The sequence below is a fragment of the Streptomyces sp. NPDC041713 genome (assembly GCF_055591085.1).
Map to the genome: position 1 here is coordinate 15,662 of NZ_JBVIZY010000025.1, position 16,376 is coordinate 32,037.

The 16,376-nt window shown below is 70.1% G+C and carries 17 protein-coding genes and 2 pseudogenes; 9 read left to right on the top strand and 10 right to left on the bottom strand.

From position 1 onward, the window contains the following. The first annotated feature begins 609 nt into the window (after window positions 1-609). On the top strand, window positions 610-1,824 hold the full coding sequence (gene serB / locus ACZ6CV_RS36810) for a phosphoserine phosphatase SerB (protein WP_469256220.1): 1,215 nt from the start codon (window positions 610-612) through the stop codon (window positions 1,822-1,824). A 104-nt stretch (window positions 1,825-1,928) separates the two neighbouring features. Here the strand turns inward: serB and ACZ6CV_RS36815 are convergent, their stop codons facing one another. From ACZ6CV_RS36815 to ACZ6CV_RS36830, 4 genes are all read right to left on the bottom strand, one after another. Then, on the bottom strand, window positions 1,929-2,447 hold the full coding sequence (locus ACZ6CV_RS36815; RefSeq protein WP_469256221.1) for a SixA phosphatase family protein: 519 nt from the start codon (window positions 2,445-2,447) through the stop codon (window positions 1,929-1,931). A gap of 88 nt (window positions 2,448-2,535) precedes the next feature. Further along, window positions 2,536-2,751, bottom strand: a complete 216-nt coding sequence (locus ACZ6CV_RS36820; RefSeq protein WP_469256223.1) for a hypothetical protein — start codon at window positions 2,749-2,751, stop codon at window positions 2,536-2,538. Window positions 2,752-2,989: 238 nt separating this feature from the next. Continuing rightward, window positions 2,990-3,106, bottom strand: coding sequence for an SGM_5486 family transporter-associated protein (locus tag ACZ6CV_RS36825; protein ID WP_107059069.1), 117 nt, complete (start codon window positions 3,104-3,106; stop codon window positions 2,990-2,992). A gap of 43 nt (window positions 3,107-3,149) precedes the next feature. After that, window positions 3,150-4,430 (bottom strand): CynX/NimT family MFS transporter, encoded by a 1,281-nt coding sequence (locus ACZ6CV_RS36830; RefSeq protein WP_469256234.1) that lies wholly within the window; start codon window positions 4,428-4,430, stop codon window positions 3,150-3,152. A gap of 132 nt (window positions 4,431-4,562) precedes the next feature. Between ACZ6CV_RS36830 and ACZ6CV_RS36835 the strand changes: the two genes are divergently transcribed. Continuing rightward, window positions 4,563-5,249, top strand: a complete 687-nt coding sequence (locus tag ACZ6CV_RS36835; RefSeq protein WP_469256225.1) for a FadR/GntR family transcriptional regulator — start codon at window positions 4,563-4,565, stop codon at window positions 5,247-5,249. On the opposite strand, the gene ACZ6CV_RS36840 is transcribed toward ACZ6CV_RS36835, so the two are convergent. The 3 genes from ACZ6CV_RS36840 to fabG all read right to left on the bottom strand — a co-directional run bounded on the left by ACZ6CV_RS36840 (window position 5,233) and on the right by fabG (window position 7,181). Then, window positions 5,233-5,559 (bottom strand): hypothetical protein, encoded by a 327-nt coding sequence (locus ACZ6CV_RS36840; RefSeq protein ID WP_469256236.1) that lies wholly within the window; start codon window positions 5,557-5,559, stop codon window positions 5,233-5,235. The two genes, ACZ6CV_RS36835 and ACZ6CV_RS36840, sit on opposite strands and share 17 nt — an antisense overlap. Window positions 5,560-5,694: 135 nt before the next feature. Then, entirely contained in the window at window positions 5,695-6,456 is a 762-nt protein-coding gene (gene fabI / locus ACZ6CV_RS36845) for an enoyl-ACP reductase FabI (protein ID WP_355818789.1), read from the bottom strand. Window positions 6,457-6,461: 5 nt separating this feature from the next. Next, window positions 6,462-7,181 (bottom strand): 3-oxoacyl-[acyl-carrier-protein] reductase, encoded by a 720-nt coding sequence (gene fabG, locus ACZ6CV_RS36850; protein WP_358712784.1) that lies wholly within the window; start codon window positions 7,179-7,181, stop codon window positions 6,462-6,464. A gap of 187 nt (window positions 7,182-7,368) precedes the next feature. Here fabG and ACZ6CV_RS36855 point away from each other — a divergent pair, with 187 nt between their 5' ends. Continuing rightward, window positions 7,369-8,895 carry a TldD/PmbA family protein gene (locus tag ACZ6CV_RS36855; protein ID WP_469256227.1) on the top strand — a complete coding sequence of 509 codons (1,527 nt, stop codon included), beginning with the start codon at window positions 7,369-7,371 and terminating at the stop codon, window positions 8,893-8,895. 408 nt (window positions 8,896-9,303) lie between these two features. Here ACZ6CV_RS36855 and ACZ6CV_RS36860 read toward each other — a convergent pair whose 3' ends face one another. Next, window positions 9,304-9,948, bottom strand: a complete 645-nt coding sequence (locus tag ACZ6CV_RS36860) for a hypothetical protein (protein ID WP_469256229.1) — start codon at window positions 9,946-9,948, stop codon at window positions 9,304-9,306. A gap of 685 nt (window positions 9,949-10,633) precedes the next feature. On the opposite strand from ACZ6CV_RS36860, the gene ACZ6CV_RS36865 reads away from it, so the two are divergent. The 4 genes and pseudogenes from ACZ6CV_RS36865 to tyrS all read left to right on the top strand — a co-directional run bounded on the left by ACZ6CV_RS36865 (window position 10,634) and on the right by tyrS (window position 14,750). Next, complete coding sequence (locus tag ACZ6CV_RS36865) at window positions 10,634-11,545, top strand: DUF2637 domain-containing protein (protein ID WP_469256230.1); 912 nt, start codon at window positions 10,634-10,636, stop codon at window positions 11,543-11,545. 288 nt (window positions 11,546-11,833) lie between these two features. Continuing rightward, window positions 11,834-12,034, top strand: a pseudogene (locus tag ACZ6CV_RS36870) (TldD/PmbA family protein); the annotation flags it as partial. After that, window positions 12,031-13,425: a metallopeptidase TldD-related protein gene (locus ACZ6CV_RS36875; protein WP_469256232.1), complete on the top strand. Its 1,395-nt coding sequence runs from the start codon at window positions 12,031-12,033 to the stop codon at window positions 13,423-13,425. The pseudogene ACZ6CV_RS36870 and the gene ACZ6CV_RS36875, both read left to right, overlap by 4 nt. A 56-nt stretch (window positions 13,426-13,481) precedes the next feature. Next, entirely contained in the window at window positions 13,482-14,750 is a 1,269-nt protein-coding gene (gene tyrS, locus ACZ6CV_RS36880; protein ID WP_362376721.1) for a tyrosine--tRNA ligase, read from the top strand. Between the two features lie 69 nt (window positions 14,751-14,819). Here tyrS and ACZ6CV_RS36885 read toward each other — a convergent pair whose 3' ends face one another. Beyond that, window positions 14,820-15,098 (bottom strand): GlsB/YeaQ/YmgE family stress response membrane protein, encoded by a 279-nt coding sequence (locus ACZ6CV_RS36885; RefSeq protein ID WP_355818868.1) that lies wholly within the window; start codon window positions 15,096-15,098, stop codon window positions 14,820-14,822. Between the two features lie 223 nt (window positions 15,099-15,321). Between ACZ6CV_RS36885 and ACZ6CV_RS36890 the strand changes: the two genes are divergently transcribed. Beyond that, window positions 15,322-15,708, top strand: a complete 387-nt coding sequence (locus ACZ6CV_RS36890) for a DUF3099 domain-containing protein (RefSeq protein ID WP_362376723.1) — start codon at window positions 15,322-15,324, stop codon at window positions 15,706-15,708. A 209-nt stretch (window positions 15,709-15,917) separates the two neighbouring features. Next, window positions 15,918-16,136, top strand: a complete 219-nt coding sequence (locus tag ACZ6CV_RS36895) for a hypothetical protein (RefSeq protein ID WP_355818769.1) — start codon at window positions 15,918-15,920, stop codon at window positions 16,134-16,136. Here the strand turns inward: ACZ6CV_RS36895 and ACZ6CV_RS36900 are convergent. Beyond that, a pseudogene (locus tag ACZ6CV_RS36900) lies at window positions 16,137-16,253 on the bottom strand (GTP 3',8-cyclase MoaA); the annotation flags it as partial. Window positions 16,254-16,376 lie beyond the last annotated feature (123 nt).

The following is a 16,376-nucleotide window of genomic DNA, read 5'->3' on the forward strand; positions in this document are numbered from 1 at the left end:
GGGACGCGGACCCGAGGGCGAGCCGGGAGGGAGCAGGCCGGGGGTAAGCCGGGCGGGCGGACCAGGGCACGGGCCAGGGAGGGCCGGGACGCGGACCCGAGGGCGAGCCGGGAGGGAGCAGGCCGGGGGTAAGCCGGGCGGGCGGACCAGGGCACGGGCCAGGGAGGGCCGGGACGCGGACCAGGGGCACAGGCCAGGCACCCGGACCAGGGGCGAGCCGGGCAGGCGAACCAGGGACACGGGCCGGAACGCGGACCCGGGGGCGAGCCAGACCGGCGGACCAGGAGCACGGGCCAGGGACACGGGCCGGGGAGGGACCCGGGGGGCCGGACCGGGGGGGGCCGGACCGGGGGGCCGGGGAGCGGGCCAGAGGGCCGGGGCGGGGGGCGGGCCAGAGGGCCGGGCCGGGCGCGGGCCAGAGGGCCGGGGAGGGGCGGGCCCCACCCCCGCCGCAGGCACCGCACCGTGGCCTCCTCGACTGGACATCGCGTCCTCGCCCGGGCGGGGCAACACCCCCCTCAGCCGAAAACGCCCCGACCCCGTCCCCCTGTCCGCCACGCGGACCAGCAGGGCGCCCCCGTCATGGGGGCGGATACCGTAGGGATCACCATGAGTGCTTCGCAGCCCCCTCAGCCCGCCGACGTCCCGACGCTTCTCGTCAAGATCTTCGGCAAGGACCGCCCCGGTATCACCGCCGGTCTCTTCGACACCCTCGCCGCCTACTCCGTCGACGTCGTCGACATCGAGCAGGTCGTCACCCGTGGCCGGATCGTGCTGTGCGCGCTCGTGACCGAGCCGCCCGCCGGTCTGGAGGGCGACCTCCGTGCCACCGTCCACAGTTGGGCGGAGTCCATGAAGATGCAGGCCGAGATCATCTCCGGCATCGGCGACAACCGGCCGCGCGGTCTCGGGCGGTCGCTGGTGACCGTCCTCGGCCACCCCCTCACCTCGGAGTCCACCGCCGCCATCGCCGCCCGGATAACGGACACCGGCGGCAACATCGACCGTATCTTCCGGCTCGCCAAGTACCCGGTCACCGCCGTGGAGTTCGCGGTGTCCGGCACCGAGACCGAGACCCTGCGCACCGCCCTGGCCGTGGAGGCCGCGAAGCTCGGCGTGGACGTCGCGGTCGTCGCGGCGGGCCTGCACCGCCGGGCGCAGCGTCTGGTCGTGATGGACGTCGACTCGACGCTCATCCAGGACGAGGTCATCGAGCTCTTCGCCGCGCACGCCGGCTGCGAGGACGAGGTCGCCGGGGTGACCGCGGCCGCGATGCGCGGCGAGCTCGACTTCGAGCAGTCGCTGCACGCCCGCGTGGCGCTCCTCGCGGGGCTCGACGCGTCCGTCGTCGACAAGGTCCGCTCCGAGGTCCGGCTCACCCCGGGCGCCCGTACCCTCATCCGTACGCTCAAGCGCCTCGGCTACCAAGTGGGCGTCGTCTCGGGCGGGTTCACCCAGGTCACCGATGATCTCAAGGAACGTCTCGGTCTCGACTTCGCCCAGGCCAACACCCTGGAGATCGTCGACGGGAAGCTCACCGGCAAGGTGACGGGCGAGATCGTCGACCGCGCGGGCAAGGCGCGGCTGCTCCGCCGTTTCGCCACGGAGGCCGGCGTTCCGCTGGAGCAGACCGTCGCGATCGGCGACGGCGCGAACGACCTCGACATGCTGAACGCGGCGGGCCTCGGCGTCGCCTTCAACGCCAAGCCCGTGGTCCGCGAGGCCGCGCACACCGCGGTGAACGTTCCCTTCCTCGACACCGTCCTCTATCTCCTCGGCATCACCCGCGAAGAGGTCGAGGCGGCGGACATGCACCTGGACTGAGCGCCCGAGGGCACGACACCCCTCCCCGTACGTCCGAGGGCCCGGCACCGCACGGTGCCGGGCCCCTTCACGATGGGCGGGAGCGGAGGGCCGGGTTACCCGGATTACTCGGACGGTGCCCAGTAGTCGACGAGGGTGGCCACGCCGGGCTCCAGCGCCTTCCAGGAACCGGAGTACGTCAGGACGGCGAAGGAGGCGGTCGGGAAGCCCCGGCGGTTCAGCCGCGTCATGGCGTCGCCCTCGGTGTCCCCGGCCAGGACGTCGGTCAGCCCCTGCACACCCGGGTTGTGGCCGATCAGGACGAGGTTCCGCACGTCGTCCGGGGTTTCGTTGAGCACGGCGATCAGCTCACCGGGAGACGCCTCGTACAACCGATCCTCGTACACGGTCTTCGGGCGCTGCGGCAGCTCCTGGACGGCGAGCTTCCAGGTCTCGCGGGTCCGGGCCGCCGTCGAGCAGAGGGCCAGGTCGAAGGGGATGCCGCCGTCGGCCAGCTTGCGTCCGGCGACGGGGGCGTCCCGGCGGCCTCGATCGGCGAGCGGCCTCTCGTGGTCGGAGACGTCCGGCCAGTCGGCCTTCGCATGCCGGAAGAGGACAATCCTGCGGGGTTCTGCGACGCTCATGCTTCCCAGCTTCGCATGAAACGCGCCATGGGGCGCAGGGAGTTGGTGCGGTCCGCCGACAGGAGTGACGGCCGCGTCCCGAGGGGGCTCACGGGGCGGTGCGCAGGATCATCGCCTGTATGCGCTCCAGGAGGTCGGTGAGGACCGGATCGCCCGCCGCGGCGTGCGCGTCCACGGGGTTGAGGACCAGCAGGAGCAGGGCCGCGAAGGCGACGGCGGGCAGGGCGATGGCCCACCAGGGGAGCTGGATCTCGACGCCGCCCGACTGGGCCGGGTCGCGCCGGGTCTGCGATCGGGCCGACATGCCGCCTCCGTGGTCTTCGAGTGGTCCGCGCCGCGTCCTCGCGGCACTCCTCGAATCTAGGCGACCGGCACCCCTCGGTCCCATCCGGAGACCCACCCACTTGACCCTGACACTGACCCCCTAGGGGATGGGGGTGCTAGCCCCACCATCCGCCCCGCCGGGGCCCGTTCGGACCGTCGCAACCGTTCTGCGCGGGCATCCGGCACGGGCGTCCGCAGGGTCCGGCGCGGGCACCCGCTCACGGCGAGGCGATGGAGGCGATGATGCCGATGATCACGGTGATGGCCAGCATCGCGCCGAGCACGATGAGCAGCTTCTTCTGGCCGTTCTGGGGGTTCGGGTCGAGGACGGGCATACGGCCAGTCTCGCACCCTTTGCCCGCCCCACCGCCGCCGGGGTCAGGCCACCGTGACCTTGGCCGCCACCTCGTCCTCGACCGTGCGGTTGCGGCCCGCCAGCGTGCCGACGACGATCTGCGGCACCATCAGGCCCGCCATCAGGGCGATCGGCAGACCCCAGCCGCCGCTGTGCTGGTAGAGCACGCCCACCAGGAGCGGACCCGGAATCGAGATCAGGTAGCCCGTGCTCTGCGCGAAGGCGGACAGCTTGGCCACGCCCGCGCTGCTCTTGGCCCGCATCCCGACCATGGTGAGGGCGAGCGGGAAGGCGCAGTTGGAGATGCCGAGCAGCAGGGCCCAGGCCCAGGCGCCGCCCGCGGGGGCGAGGTAGAGGCCCGCGTACCCGGCGAGGCCGCAGGTGCCGAGGACCATCACGACGGGGCCCTGGTTGGTGAGCCGGGTGGCGACCCGGGGGATGACGAACGCCAGCGGCACACCCATGGCCATGGTGACGGCGAGCAGCACGCCCGCCTCGCCGGCGGGGACGCCCGCGTCGCGGAAGATCTGCGGCATCCAGCCCATCGTGATGTACGCGGCGGTGGCCTGGAGGCCGAAGAAGACGGCGAGCGCCCAGGCGGTGCGGCTGTGCGTGATGCGCAGCGCGGCGTCCTCCTGGCGTACGGTCGCGCTGATGTGCTCGGGGGCCGCCGCGGCGACCGGGCCCCGGTCCCGTACGAGCGGGATCCACGGCAGGACCGCGACGACGGCGAGGCCCGCCCAGACGGCGAGTCCGGTCTGCCAGCGGCCGCCCAGCGCGTCGGTCATCGGGACCGTGAGGGCCGCGGCGAGCGAGGTGCCGAGGGCCAGCGCCATCGAGTACAGGCCGGTCATCGAGCCGACCCGGTCGGGGAACCAGCGCTTGACGATGACCGGCATCAGGACGTTGCTGACCGCGATGCCCATGAGGGCGAGCGCGGTGGCGGCGAGGAAGCCCGCGGTGCCGCCGACGAAGGGGCGGATGACCAGTCCCGCGGCGATCGCGGCCATGCCGAAGCAGACCACGGCGCTCGGGCCGAAGCGCCGGGCGAAGCGGGGCGCCATGACGCCGAAGACGGCGAAGCAGAGCGGCGGCACGGAGGTGAGGAGGCCGGCGAGGGTGCCGCTCATACCGAGGCCGTCGCGCACCTCTTCGAGGAGGGAGCCCAGGCTGGTGATGGCCGGGCGCAGGTTCATGGCGGCGAGGACGATGCCGACGATGACGAGCCGCGTCGCCCACGCGCGCGTGGGGGGCTGTTTCACCCCGGTCGCGGTGGATGCGGGGGGTGTCGCCGTCGGGGTCATCGTGCCGGTTTCCTCACTAGCCATGAGGCCATCATAGAATCATGGGATGATTGGCTGTCCAATCCGAATGCGTCACACCCGGCCCTCCCGGCCCCCGGCCCCGCCCGCCCCGGCCCCGCACGAAGGAACGTCATGCCGCTGACCACTCCTCGCCGTTCGGCACTCTCCGAACAGGTCATCTCCGAGCTGCGCACCCAGATCTCCTCGGGCGAGTGGCCGGTCGGCTCGCGCATCCCCACCGAGCCCGAGCTGGTGGAGCAGCTGGGCGTGGCCAGGAACACCGTCAGGGAGGCCGTGCGCGCCCTCGCGCACAACGGCCTGCTGGACATCCGGCAGGGCTCGGGCACCTATGTGGTCGCGACGAGCGAGCTGGCGGGCGTGATGCAGCGCAGGTTCGCCGACGCGGACCCGCGCCACATCGCCGAGCTGCGCAGCACGCTGGAGTCGAGCGCGGCCAAGCTCGCCGCGGAGCGCCGTACCGAGCGCGACATCAAGCAGCTCGACGCGCTGCTCGTGCGCCGGGAGGAGGTCTGGGCGACCGGGGACGCGGAGGCGTTCGTGACGGCCGACGCGACGTTCCACATGGCGGTCGTCGCCGCCTCGCACAACGACGTGATGACGGCGCTCTACGCGGACCTCGGCGAGGTCCTGCGGGACTGGCTGCGCGAGGACATCGGCGAGGAGCTGACCCCCGAGTCGCACATGGACCACGCCCGTCTCGTCGACGCGATCCGCGCGGGGGACGCGGAGGCCGCCGCCGCGGAGGCCGCGGGCTACCCCTTCATGTGCCGCCCGGAGCGGTTCACCTCTGGTGGCTGACCCAGACCGCGCGGACCTCTTTCCAGCACCGCCCGGTCAGGCGCACCGTCATCGCGGGCTCCGCGTCGACGGGCCGTGAGTCGCTGTCGATGTCCCACCAGCGTGCGCACTCCACGTGCAGGCGGACGTGGTCGGTCTCCGGGTAGGGGTTGTGGCAGTACGCGACGACGTCGGGCCCCGCGACTGCGGTGCGGCACTCCGCGCCGAAGGGCCGCGGCGCGGGCTTCTTCGCCGTCGCCCCGCGCGCGGGGGAGGTGTCCTGCGGGACGCCGCTCGGCGCGGCGACCACAAGAGCGAGAGCCACGAGCACCGCACCGGTAGGACGCACACTCCAGGGTGCCCGGCACTCCCCCGCCACCGCCCGGCCGGGGGGCCGAACGGGTGAGGCCCCGCCTCCCGCGCGCGGCGGGGACGGGGCCTCGGAAACGTACCGGGGCCTGCTGGATCAGGCACCCATCATGTGGACGCCGCCGTCGACGTGGACGATCTCGCCGGTGGTCTTCGGGAAGAAGTCCGAGAGCAGCGCGACGATGCCGCGGCCCGCGGGCTCCGGGTCGGCCATGTCCCAGTCCAGCGGGGAGCGGGTGTTCCAGACGTCCGCGAGGTCGGCGAAGCCGGGGATCGACTTGGCCGCCATGGAGCCGATCGGGCCCGCGGAGATCAGGTTGCAGCGGATGTTCTCCTTGCCCAGGTCACGGGCGAGGTAGCGGCTGGTGGCCTCCAGGGCGGCCTTGGCCGGGCCCATCCAGTCGTACTTCGGCCAGGCGTACTGCGCGTCGAAGGTGAGGCCGACGACCGAGGCGCCGTCCTCGAACAGCGGGCGGCAGGCCATGGTGAGCGACTTCAGGGAGTACGCCGAGACGTGCATCGCCGTCGAGACGTCCTCGAAGGTGGCCTCGAGGAAGTTGAAGGCGCCCTGCGGCGCGAAGCCGATGGAGTGCACGACGCCGTCGAGGCCGCCGAGCTCGTCCTTGACCAGGCCCGCGAGCCGGTCCAGGTGCTCCTGGTTGGTCACGTCGAGCTCGATGACCTTGGCGGGCTTGGGCAGCTTCTTGGCGATGCGCTCGGTGAGCGTGGGCCGCGGGAAGGCGGTGAGGATGACCTCGGCGCCCTGCTCCTGCGCGACCTTGGCCGCGTGGAACGCGATGGAGGACTCCATCAGAACGCCCGTGATCAGGATCTTCTTGCCTTCGAGAATTCCGCTCATGGTGATCAGTGACCCATGCCCAATCCGCCGTCAACGGGGATGACGGCTCCAGTGATGTACGAGGCGTCGTCGGACGCGAGGAAGCGCACCGCGGCGGCGATCTCCTCGGGCTGCGCGTACCGGCCGAGCGGCACCTGGGCGACGATGCCCGCGCGCTGCTCGTCCGTGAGCACCTTGGTCATGTCGGTGTCGACAAAACCGGGGGCGACGACGTTGAAGGTGAGGTTGCGCGACCCGAGTTCACGGGCGAGCGAACGCGCGAAGCCGACCAGGCCCGCCTTCGAGGCGGCGTAGTTCGCCTGCCCGGGACCGCCCATCAGGCCCACGACCGAGGAGATCAGGACGACGCGGCCCTTCCTGGCGCGCAGCATGCCGCGGTTGGCGCGCTTGACGACCCGGAAGGTGCCGGTGAGGTTGGTGTCGAGGACGGACGTGAAGTCCTCCTCGCTCATGCGCATCAGGAGCTGGTCCTTGGTGATGCCCGCGTTGGCGACCAGGACCTCGACGTTCCCGTGCTTCTCCTCGATCTCCTTGTAGGCCTGCTCCACCTGCTCGGCGTCGGTGATGTCGCACTTGACGGCGAGGACACCGGCGTCGGTGAGGACCTCCGGCGGTTCGCCCGAGCGGTAGGTGATCGCGACCTTGTCGCCGGCGTCGGCAAAGGTGCGGGCGATGGCGAGGCCGATGCCCCGGTTTCCTCCGGTGACGAGAACCGAGCGGCTCAACGGATCACCCTTTCGATAGCTGGCTGGTACCTCGAAAACCTATCGGTACCGTCGACGATCCGGAGAATCGGTGCCCGACAGTGGCGCGGAGTGCGCGCTGTCGGATCCCTACAGAAAGCCTCTGGCCCCCGACCCGTCCGGCGCGACATGATCGGACCGGACCGGTGCCGACAGCAGGGAGACATCCGTGCCCCATTCCATCGACGAAGCCTTCACGGCGTTGCCCTTGCGGGCTCTCGCCGACGCCGCGCTGGCCCGCGCGCGGGCGCTCGGCGCCGAGCACGCGGACTTCCGCCTGGAGCGGGTGCGCAGCGCGTCCTGGCAGCTGCGCGACGCGCGGCCGGCCGGCACCTCCGACACCACGGACCTCGGGTACGCGGTGCGCGTGGTGCACGGCGGCACCTGGGGCTTCGCCTCCGGGGTCGACATGACGATGGACGCGGCGGCGCGCACAGCCTCCCGGGCCGTGGCGATGGCGAAGCTGTCCGCGCAGGTCATCAAGGCGGCGGGGTCGGACGAGCGGGTCGAGCTCGCGGACGAGCCGGTGCACGCGGAGAAGACGTGGGTCTCCTCGTACGAGATCGATCCGTTCTCGGTGCCGGACGAGGAGAAGGCGGGGCTGCTCGCCGACTGGAGCGCGCGGCTGCTGGCCGCGGACGGCGTCGCGCACGTCGACGCCTCGCTGCTCACCGTGCACGAGAACAAGTTCTACGCGGACACGGCGGGGACGGTGACCACCCAGCAGCGCGTGCGGCTGCACCCGCAGCTGACGGCGGTGGCCGTCGACGGGTCGAGCGGCGAGTTCGACTCGATGCGCACGATCGCGCCGCCGGTCGGCCGCGGCTGGGAGTACCTGACGGGGACCGGCTGGGACTGGGAGGGCGAACTCGCCATGATCCCCGAGCAGTTGGCCGAGAAGATGCGGGCGCCGAGCGTCACCGCGGGCTCGTACGACCTGGTCCTCGACCCGTCCAACCTCTGGCTGACCATCCACGAGTCGATCGGCCACGCCACCGAGCTGGACCGCGCGCTCGGCTACGAGGCGGCGTACGCGGGCACCTCGTTCGCCACCTTCGACCAGCTCGGCAAACTCCGCTACGGCTCCTCGCTGATGAACGTGACGGGCGACCGGACCGCCGAGCACGGCCTGGCGACCATCGGGTACGACGACGAGGGCGTCGCCGCCCAGTCCTGGGACCTGGTCAAGGACGGCACACTGACCGGCTACCAGCTGGACCGGCGCATCGCGAGGCTCACCGGCTTCGAGCGGTCCAACGGCTGCGCGTACGCGGACTCCCCCGGCCATGTGCCGGTGCAGCGGATGGCGAACGTGTCGCTGCAGCCGGATCCCGGCGGCCTCGGCACCGAGGACCTGATCGCGGGCGTGGACCGCGGGATCTACGTGGTCGGGGACCGCTCGTGGTCCATCGACATGCAGCGGTACAACTTCCAGTTTACGGGTCAGAGGGCATACGCCATCCGAAACGGCCGCCTTTGCGGACAGGTTCGGGACTTTGCCTATCAGGGAATCACCCCTGAGTTCTGGGACTCGATGCAAGCTGTCGGAGGGCCCCGGACGTACGTCCTCGGAGGGGCCTTCAACTGCGGAAAGGCTCAACCAGGTCAGGTCGCCTCCGTGTCCCACGGCTGCCCGTCCGCACTGTTTCGGGGTGTGAACATCCTGAACACCTCGGAGGAGTCCGGCCGCTCATGATCGAGCGCCGGCAGCGGCGCCGAAGTCTGCACCGGGTCTGCACCTCATCACAGTGAGCCCCTACGCGACGCCGTCGATTGGACTCACGAACTCGTCGAAGCCGTCAATCCCACCGGCCGAGGGGCGTTGTACTACTCCGTTACCCAGCTTGACGCCCGGTCCGGGTCGGAGCGTGGCAGGAGGCCGAAGAGCCGCTCATGCGATGGGGGCCGCTCCTGAACAAAGTGGCTTCATTCCGCAACCGCAAGCGGCTACGGAGGGTGGCAGCCGGCCGTGCACGGAACCTGTCTGTGCACGGCTGGCTTACCCCCGCGTGTGCCGCGGACCAAAGCGTCGGCCTAGGCCTCCCGCCCGCGGACCCGTGCTGCCCTTTGCATACCTGCTTCAGCTGTCAAGGCCAGGCCCGTCCTAGCCACGGACTGCTGCGGTCTGGCCCACCTTCGACCGTCCTGACCGTGCGAAGGGCAGGAGACGAGTGCTGTCCTCCGACTGCTCGTGCTGCGCCTCGTGAAGCACAGTGGTGGCGAGGTGGCGGAGGGCGTCCGCGTGTTCCGTCAGGATGCTGTGAGTGTGGGAGTCATCGGGATCAGTGAGCAGCAGACGTGCCGCGGTGTTGACGGCTCGCAATCGCGGTTTTTGGGTGTCCCGGTAATGAGCGGGGAGGCAACGCCAGGCCGTGTTGGCGATCGTGACGAGCCGCCAGGTGGGCGACGATGAGGGTTCCGCTTCGTAGAAGCGCAGGGCATAACGACTGACCAGCCAGTACGACAGCGCCAGTGAGGCGCCTGCGACGGCGTCGAACGCCAGCCAGAGGTACGGAAGTCGGCGATGTCCGGTCAATTCGTCGGTCAGCCATGCGAGGCTGGCTCCGCCCGCGCCGAAGAGAGTCAGAGCGGCCAGGACGAAGAGAAGCACCGCCGGAAAGAGGCCAATGCAATTATCGCTTTCCAGGCGGGTCAGTCCTTTCCAGTGCGGAGCGAGGTACCTGGCGTACCGCACAGTTCTGGGGGCGGGTTCGATGACGGCGATACGTCTCGCCCAGCTTACGGCCATAGCGATTCCTATCCATGGGTGAAGCCTGCGCGTATTGGACATTGAGGGAACGACGCCGGCACGCATGAGACTCTACCCAATGAACGGAGTAACGTTTTTGCGTAGACTTTTACACCGAACAGCGGGGCGCAATTGAGGGCGCTCGAATTACATGCAGCGTGCGCGCAGGGAACTGCTCGACTCGCCCTGGTTGAGGACTCCGCTCACTGCAGTGTTTCCACCGGTTGAGATGGCGAAACGCTTAGGCCACACGCTCGCTTGACGGTTGATGTTTCTTGTGAAAATAGAAAACCACGCACATTCTTCGTACAAGCACGTATACGGACTCCTGAACGGATGCACTCCTCACCCGTATGCCACACATCCGCAGCAACTTCGTCGCGTTATCCCGGATATGACTAAGGAATGTCCAGGGTGCATCTCCTCTCCGCACACCGATCAGGCTGCCCCAGACACACCGAGGGAAGCCAAGGTGAACCTAGCTGAAGCGGCACCTGCTTCAGCTGCGGTGGCAGTCTCGGGTGTCGAAGTCAACAAAAACGAACCGTCCATCACGATCTCGACAGAGTCCCTTCTGTCGGATTTTCTGGATCGCATGAACGCTCTTGAATCAGGATTCGTTCAACGGTGGCGCGATTCGACCTCATGGCGAACCTCCCCCAAGCCGGAATGACCTGATTCCATCATGTGGAATGAGCAGAACTACTATCACCCGGGATTTCCGGACGAGCAGGCACCTGAACAAAGTTACGGGCACGCCGGACCTTACGGAGATCCTGCCGGTCAATACTCAGCTCTAACGGATCCCTCTGGTCCGGCCTGGGATGGTCAGGCCTGGGATCCTGCCGAGGAATTGGCTTTCCTGCTGCAAGAGTCGATCGCGGATCAGTCCGTCCAAAACGCTGCAGTCAGCGAAGCGGTGTCGATCGATGACCCTACGGTCAGTTCTCCGCTTCAAGCACTGCAAGACATCACAGCGGAACTGCCGCCGCTGAGAGCGAGCCCGCAGGGTCATCGCAAAGTGCGCGAGCGTCGCCGCCCGCACCTCGCTCGGATCACGAGTTATGCCATTGCCGCGCTCGTTGCTCTGACGGCGTCGGCCGTCAGCTTCTTCAGCACTGCGGTGACTTATGACCCGTTGCGGCTCGTTGCCGAAGACCACACGAAAAGTCCCGTCACCTGGTGGCCCGTCCTCATTTTCGGCCCCTGGCTGGTCGCCTCCCTTGCCGTCCTGAGAGCCGCATTGCATCAGCGTCGCGCGGTGCACTCCTGGTGCGTGGTGATCACCTTCTCTCTCATCACCATGCTTCTCTGCGTCGCGCAGGCCCCAAGGGACGTCATCGACATCACCGCGGCACTCTTGCCCAGCCTTGCCTCTCTGGCCTGTTTTCAACAACTGGTCCGGCAGATCACACTTACTCGGCCTCCACGACGGCCCGTACCCCGCCACCGCCTTGCGCAGGCCAACGTTCGCGTGCCGTCCTCCACCGAGGAAGCGGCGCACGACATGTCCGCCGGCGGGAACGTCAAGGCAGAAGTCCCCAGACCACGTGCCGCAGGACTCGGGTCACATCAGTCACGTTCGAAACCCGACTAGAACGCCGCCTCGCTTGGCCGGCCCTGGTGGCACTTCATACGACAGGGCTCCACCTGACACAGGTGGAGCCCATTACTCTGCGATGCGCCCACTTGCTGCCCCGCCCTCCCTTCGGCCGGCTCAGGCATATCGTCGCGAGAGAGCCGAAGGCCAGCGGGGCCGAAGTCGACACCAAGTCATCACCAGACCCCGCACAGTCCGGTTGCAACCGGTATAGACAGGGATTGAGGGTAGCCCGTGACACACCGCTTGACCTGCATAAACACTGGCCATGAGGGGATACCCCCTGACCCGGCCCACCAGGCGACGACCACCGACTTCTGGGGGCCGATGGCCGCGGTCGGCGGCCCCCAGACGTACGTCCTCGGCGGCGCGTTCAACTGCGGCAAGGCCCAGCCCGGCCAGGTCGCCGCGGTCTCGCACGGCTGCCCGTCCGCCCTGTTCCGGGGCGTGAACATTCTGAACACCACGCAGGAGGCCGGTCGATGAGCCGCAGCGCGAGCAAGCCGCACGAGATCGTCGAGCGCGCCCTGGAACTGTCCACCGCCGACGGCTGCGTCGTGATCGCCGACGAGGAGTCGACCGCCAACCTGCGCTGGGCGGGCAACGCGCTGACCACCAACGGCGTCACCCGCGGCCGCACCCTCACCGTCATAGCGACCGTCGACGGCAAGGAGGGCACCGCCTCCGGCGTCGTCACGCGCGCGGCGGTCACCGCGGACGACCTGGAGCCGCTGGTGCGGGCCGCCGAGGAGGCGGCGCGCGGCGCGGAGCCCGCCGAGGACGCGCAGCCGCTGGTCACCGGCGTGGCCCCGTCCGCCGACTTCACCGAGGCCCCCGGCGAGACATCCTCGGACGTCTTCGCGGAGTTCGCCCCGGCGCTCGGCGAGGCCTTCGCCCGCGCGCGGGCGGGCGGGCGCGAGCTGTACGGCTTCGCCAACCACGAGTTCGTCTCCAGCTACCTCGGTACGTCGACGGGGCTCCGGCTCCGCCACGACCAGCCGGGCGGCACGCTGGAGGTGAACGCCAAGTCGCCGGACCGCACCAAGTCGGCGTGGGCCGGGCGGGCCACCCGCGACTTCAAGGACGTCGACCCGGCGGCCCTGGACGCCGAGCTCGCGCAGCGGCTCGACTGGGCGCGGCGGCGCGTCGAGCTGCCCGCCGGGCGGTACGAGACGCTGCTGCCGCCGACGGCCGTCGCGGACCTGCTGATCTACCAGATCTGGTCGGCCTCGGCCCGGGACGCCGCCGAGGGGCGCACCGTCTTCGCCAAGCCGGGCGGCGCCACGCGCCTCGGTGAGCGGCTCGCGGCGCTGCCGCTGACGCTGCGCAGCGATCCGAACGAGCCGGGCCTGGAGTCGGCGCCGTTCGTGTTGGCGCACTCCTCGAGCGGGGACGCCTCCGTTTTCGACAACGGCCTGCCGCTGACCGCCACCGACTGGATCCGCGACGGTGAGCTCGCTCACCTCACCACCAGCCGGCACAGCGCCGCCCTGACCGGGCTCCCGGTCACGCCGGCCGTCGACAACCTCGTCCTGGACGGCGGCGGCACCCGCTCCCTGGACGAGATGGTCGCGGCCACCGAGCGCGGACTGCTGCTGACCTGCCTCTGGTACATCCGCGAGGTCGACCCGGCGACGCTGCTCCTCACCGGCCTGACCAGGGACGGCGTGTACCTGGTGGAGAAGGGCGAGGTGGTGGGCGAGGTGAACAACTTCCGGTTCAACGAGTCGCCGGTCGACCTGCTCGGCCGGGCCACCGAGGCGGGCCGCACGGAGCGGACCCTGCCGCGCGAATGGGGCGACTACTTCACCCGGGCCGCCATGCCCGCGCTGCGCGTGCCCGATTTCAACATGAGTTCGGTCAGCCAGGGCGTATAACCTCGGACCTTGCACCTTCGTGCACCGAGCAGACACACCCAAGGAGACACGAGACCGTGACGGACATCGTCGACGAGCTGAAGTGGCGGGGCCTTTTCTCCCTGTCCACCGATGAAGACGCACTGCGCAAGGCGCTCGCGGACGGTCCCGTCACGTTCTATTGCGGCTTCGACCCGACGGCGGCGAGCCTGCACGTCGGGCATCTGGTGCAGGTCCTCACCGTCCGCAGGCTCCAGCAGGCGGGGCACCGCCCGCTGGCGCTGGTCGGCGGGGCCACCGGCCAGATCGGTGACCCCCGGCCGACCGCCGAGCGCACCCTGAACGACCCGGAGACGGTCGCGAACTGGGTGGCCCGGCTGCGCTCGCAGATCGAGCCGTTCCTGTCCTTCGAGGGCGAGAACGCCGCGACGATGGTGAACAACCTCGACTGGACCGCGGGGATGTCCGCGATCGAGTTCCTGCGCGACATCGGCAAGCACTTCCGGGTGAACAAGATGCTGACCAAGGACTCCGTGGCCCGCCGCCTGGAGTCCCAGGAGGGCATCTCCTACACGGAGTTCAGCTACCAGCTGCTGCAGGGCATGGACTTCCTGGAGCTCTACCGCAGGTACGGCTGCACGCTGCAGACCGGCGGCAGCGACCAGTGGGGCAACCTCACCGCGGGCATCGACCTGATCCACCGCCTGGAGCCGGACGCCACGGTGCACGCGCTCGGCACGCCGCTGATGCTCAAGTCGGACGGCACCAAGTTCGGCAAGTCCGAGGGCGGCGCCGTCTGGCTCGACCCGGCGATGACCACGCCGTACGCGTTCTACCAGTTCTGGCTGAACACGGACGACCGGGACGTCTCCACGTACCTGCGGATCCTCTCCTTCAAGTCCCGCGAGGAGCTGGAGGAGATCGAGAAGCAGACCGAGGAGCGGCCGCAGGCGCGCGCCGCGCAGCGCGCGCTGGCCGAGGAGCTGACCACGCTGGTGCACGGCGCGGACCAGTGCGCCGCGGTCATCGCCGCGTCCAAGGCGCTGTTCGGCCAGGGCGACCTCGCCGAGCTGGACGAGGCGACGCTGGCCGCGGCGCTCTCCGAGCTGCCGCACATCGAGGTCGCCGAGCTCGGCCAGGTCGTGGACCTGCTCGCCGAGGTCGGCCTGGTGGCGAGCAAGTCCGCCGCCCGGCGCACGGTCAAGGAGGGCGGTGCCTACGTGAACAACGTGAAGGTCACCGCCGAGGACGCCGTGCCGGCCGCCGCCGATCTGCTGCACGGCCGGTGGCTGGTGCTGCGCCGCGGCAAGAAGAACCTGGCCGCCGTCGAGGTCACGGCGGGCTGAGCGCCCGCGCCCGCACATGCGAGGGGGCCGGTCCGCAGGGACCGGCCCCCTCGTCGTGCGTCGGTGCGGCTAGGCCGTTCGTCGTTTGTTGCCCCGGATCATCTTGTACGCGGCGTCGCCGAGGCCGACGATCACGACCGCGGCGACCAGCTGCAGTGCGTGGCGCCCCCAGTCGATGCCCTTGGTCTCGTTGATGCCGAACTGCGTCGCGAGCCAGTTGCCCAGGACGGCTCCGATGATTCCGAACACCGTGGTCAGCCAGAGCGGACTGTGCTGCTTCCCGGGCAGGATCGCCTTGGCAATCAGCCCCAGCACGAATCCCACGATGATCGCCCACAACCAGCCCATAGCTGCCTCCTCGTAGCTCTGCATGAGCGTTACGGTCAGTGTCGTCCGGTCCGCCATACGGCGCATGTCGGGCACCCCCATACGTGGCACGGCCCAGGAAGGGCACCGAGGTGGGGCCGCCCCCGGTCTCGTGGGCGGCGCAGACGCGGCGTAACGTTGAGCTGTCCGGACCGGGGCAGGTACCAGGGAGAGTCCGGCACAGCGGACAGGGCGGTGGAACGTGATGCGGAAGCAGAGCAGCGGCCAGGTCTTCCGGATCACGGGGGCCCGGCAGGGTCTCGCGGAGGACGTCCGGGGCAGGCAGCGCCGGTATGTGATCTCCATGTCGGTCAGGACGGTCTCCGTCGTGGCCGCGGCGGTGCTGTGGAACGTCGAACGGCATGTCGCTCTCGTCGCTCTGGTGCTCGGGATCCTCCTGCCGTACGTCTCCGTCGTGATCGCCAACGCCGGCCGGGAGAACGCCCCGTCGCTGCCGTCGACGTTCGTACCCGCCCCTTCTCGGCCAATGCTGGCTCCGCCGGCCGCGGCCGCCGCCGCGGAATCCGTCCCGGAAGATCCCGCGGGCGCCGCGCACGACCAGCGGCGGGGCGCCGCGCACGAGCCGAGCTGACCCGTCGACGATGCGCCAAGCTCAAGAAAAGCTCAGATCAATCATGTAGTTCCGGTGCCAGTCACCGGGTCCCCCATGACATACTTCGTACGCGCTCCGCATCCCCCGTCGGAGCGACAGACCGACGCCGGGCAGCTCCCCCCGTGGCTGCTCGGCGTCGCCTTGTTGTGAACGGTTGGACGCGTTGTGGTGAACGGTTGGACGCGACGGTGAGTGACGAGATCCCGATCTGTTCCGCCAAGGGCTGCCGCGTCGCCGCGGTCTGGGTGCTCGCCTGGAACAACCCCAAGATCCATACGCCGGAGCGGCGCAAGACGTGGCTCGCGTGCGACGAGCACCGTGAGCACCTCGCCCAGTTCCTGGGCGTCCGGGGCATGTTGAAGGACGTCGTGCCGCTCGCCGAGTGGCAGGCCCGCGAGAGCGGCTGACTAGCCGCCGATCGCCGACATCGGGCGGTCCGGCTGCAGGAACGACGGGTCGTCCAGGCCCGAGCCGGCCTTCTTGCCCCACATCGCGAGCTTCCAGATACGGGCGATGGCCTCGTCCGACCCGTCCGTGCTGTCCTCCGGGGCCGGGGGGGGGGGGGGGGGGGGGGGGGGGGGGGGGGGGGGGGGGGGGGGGGGGGGGAGGGGGGGGGGGGGGGGGGGGGGGGGGGGGGGGGGGGGGGG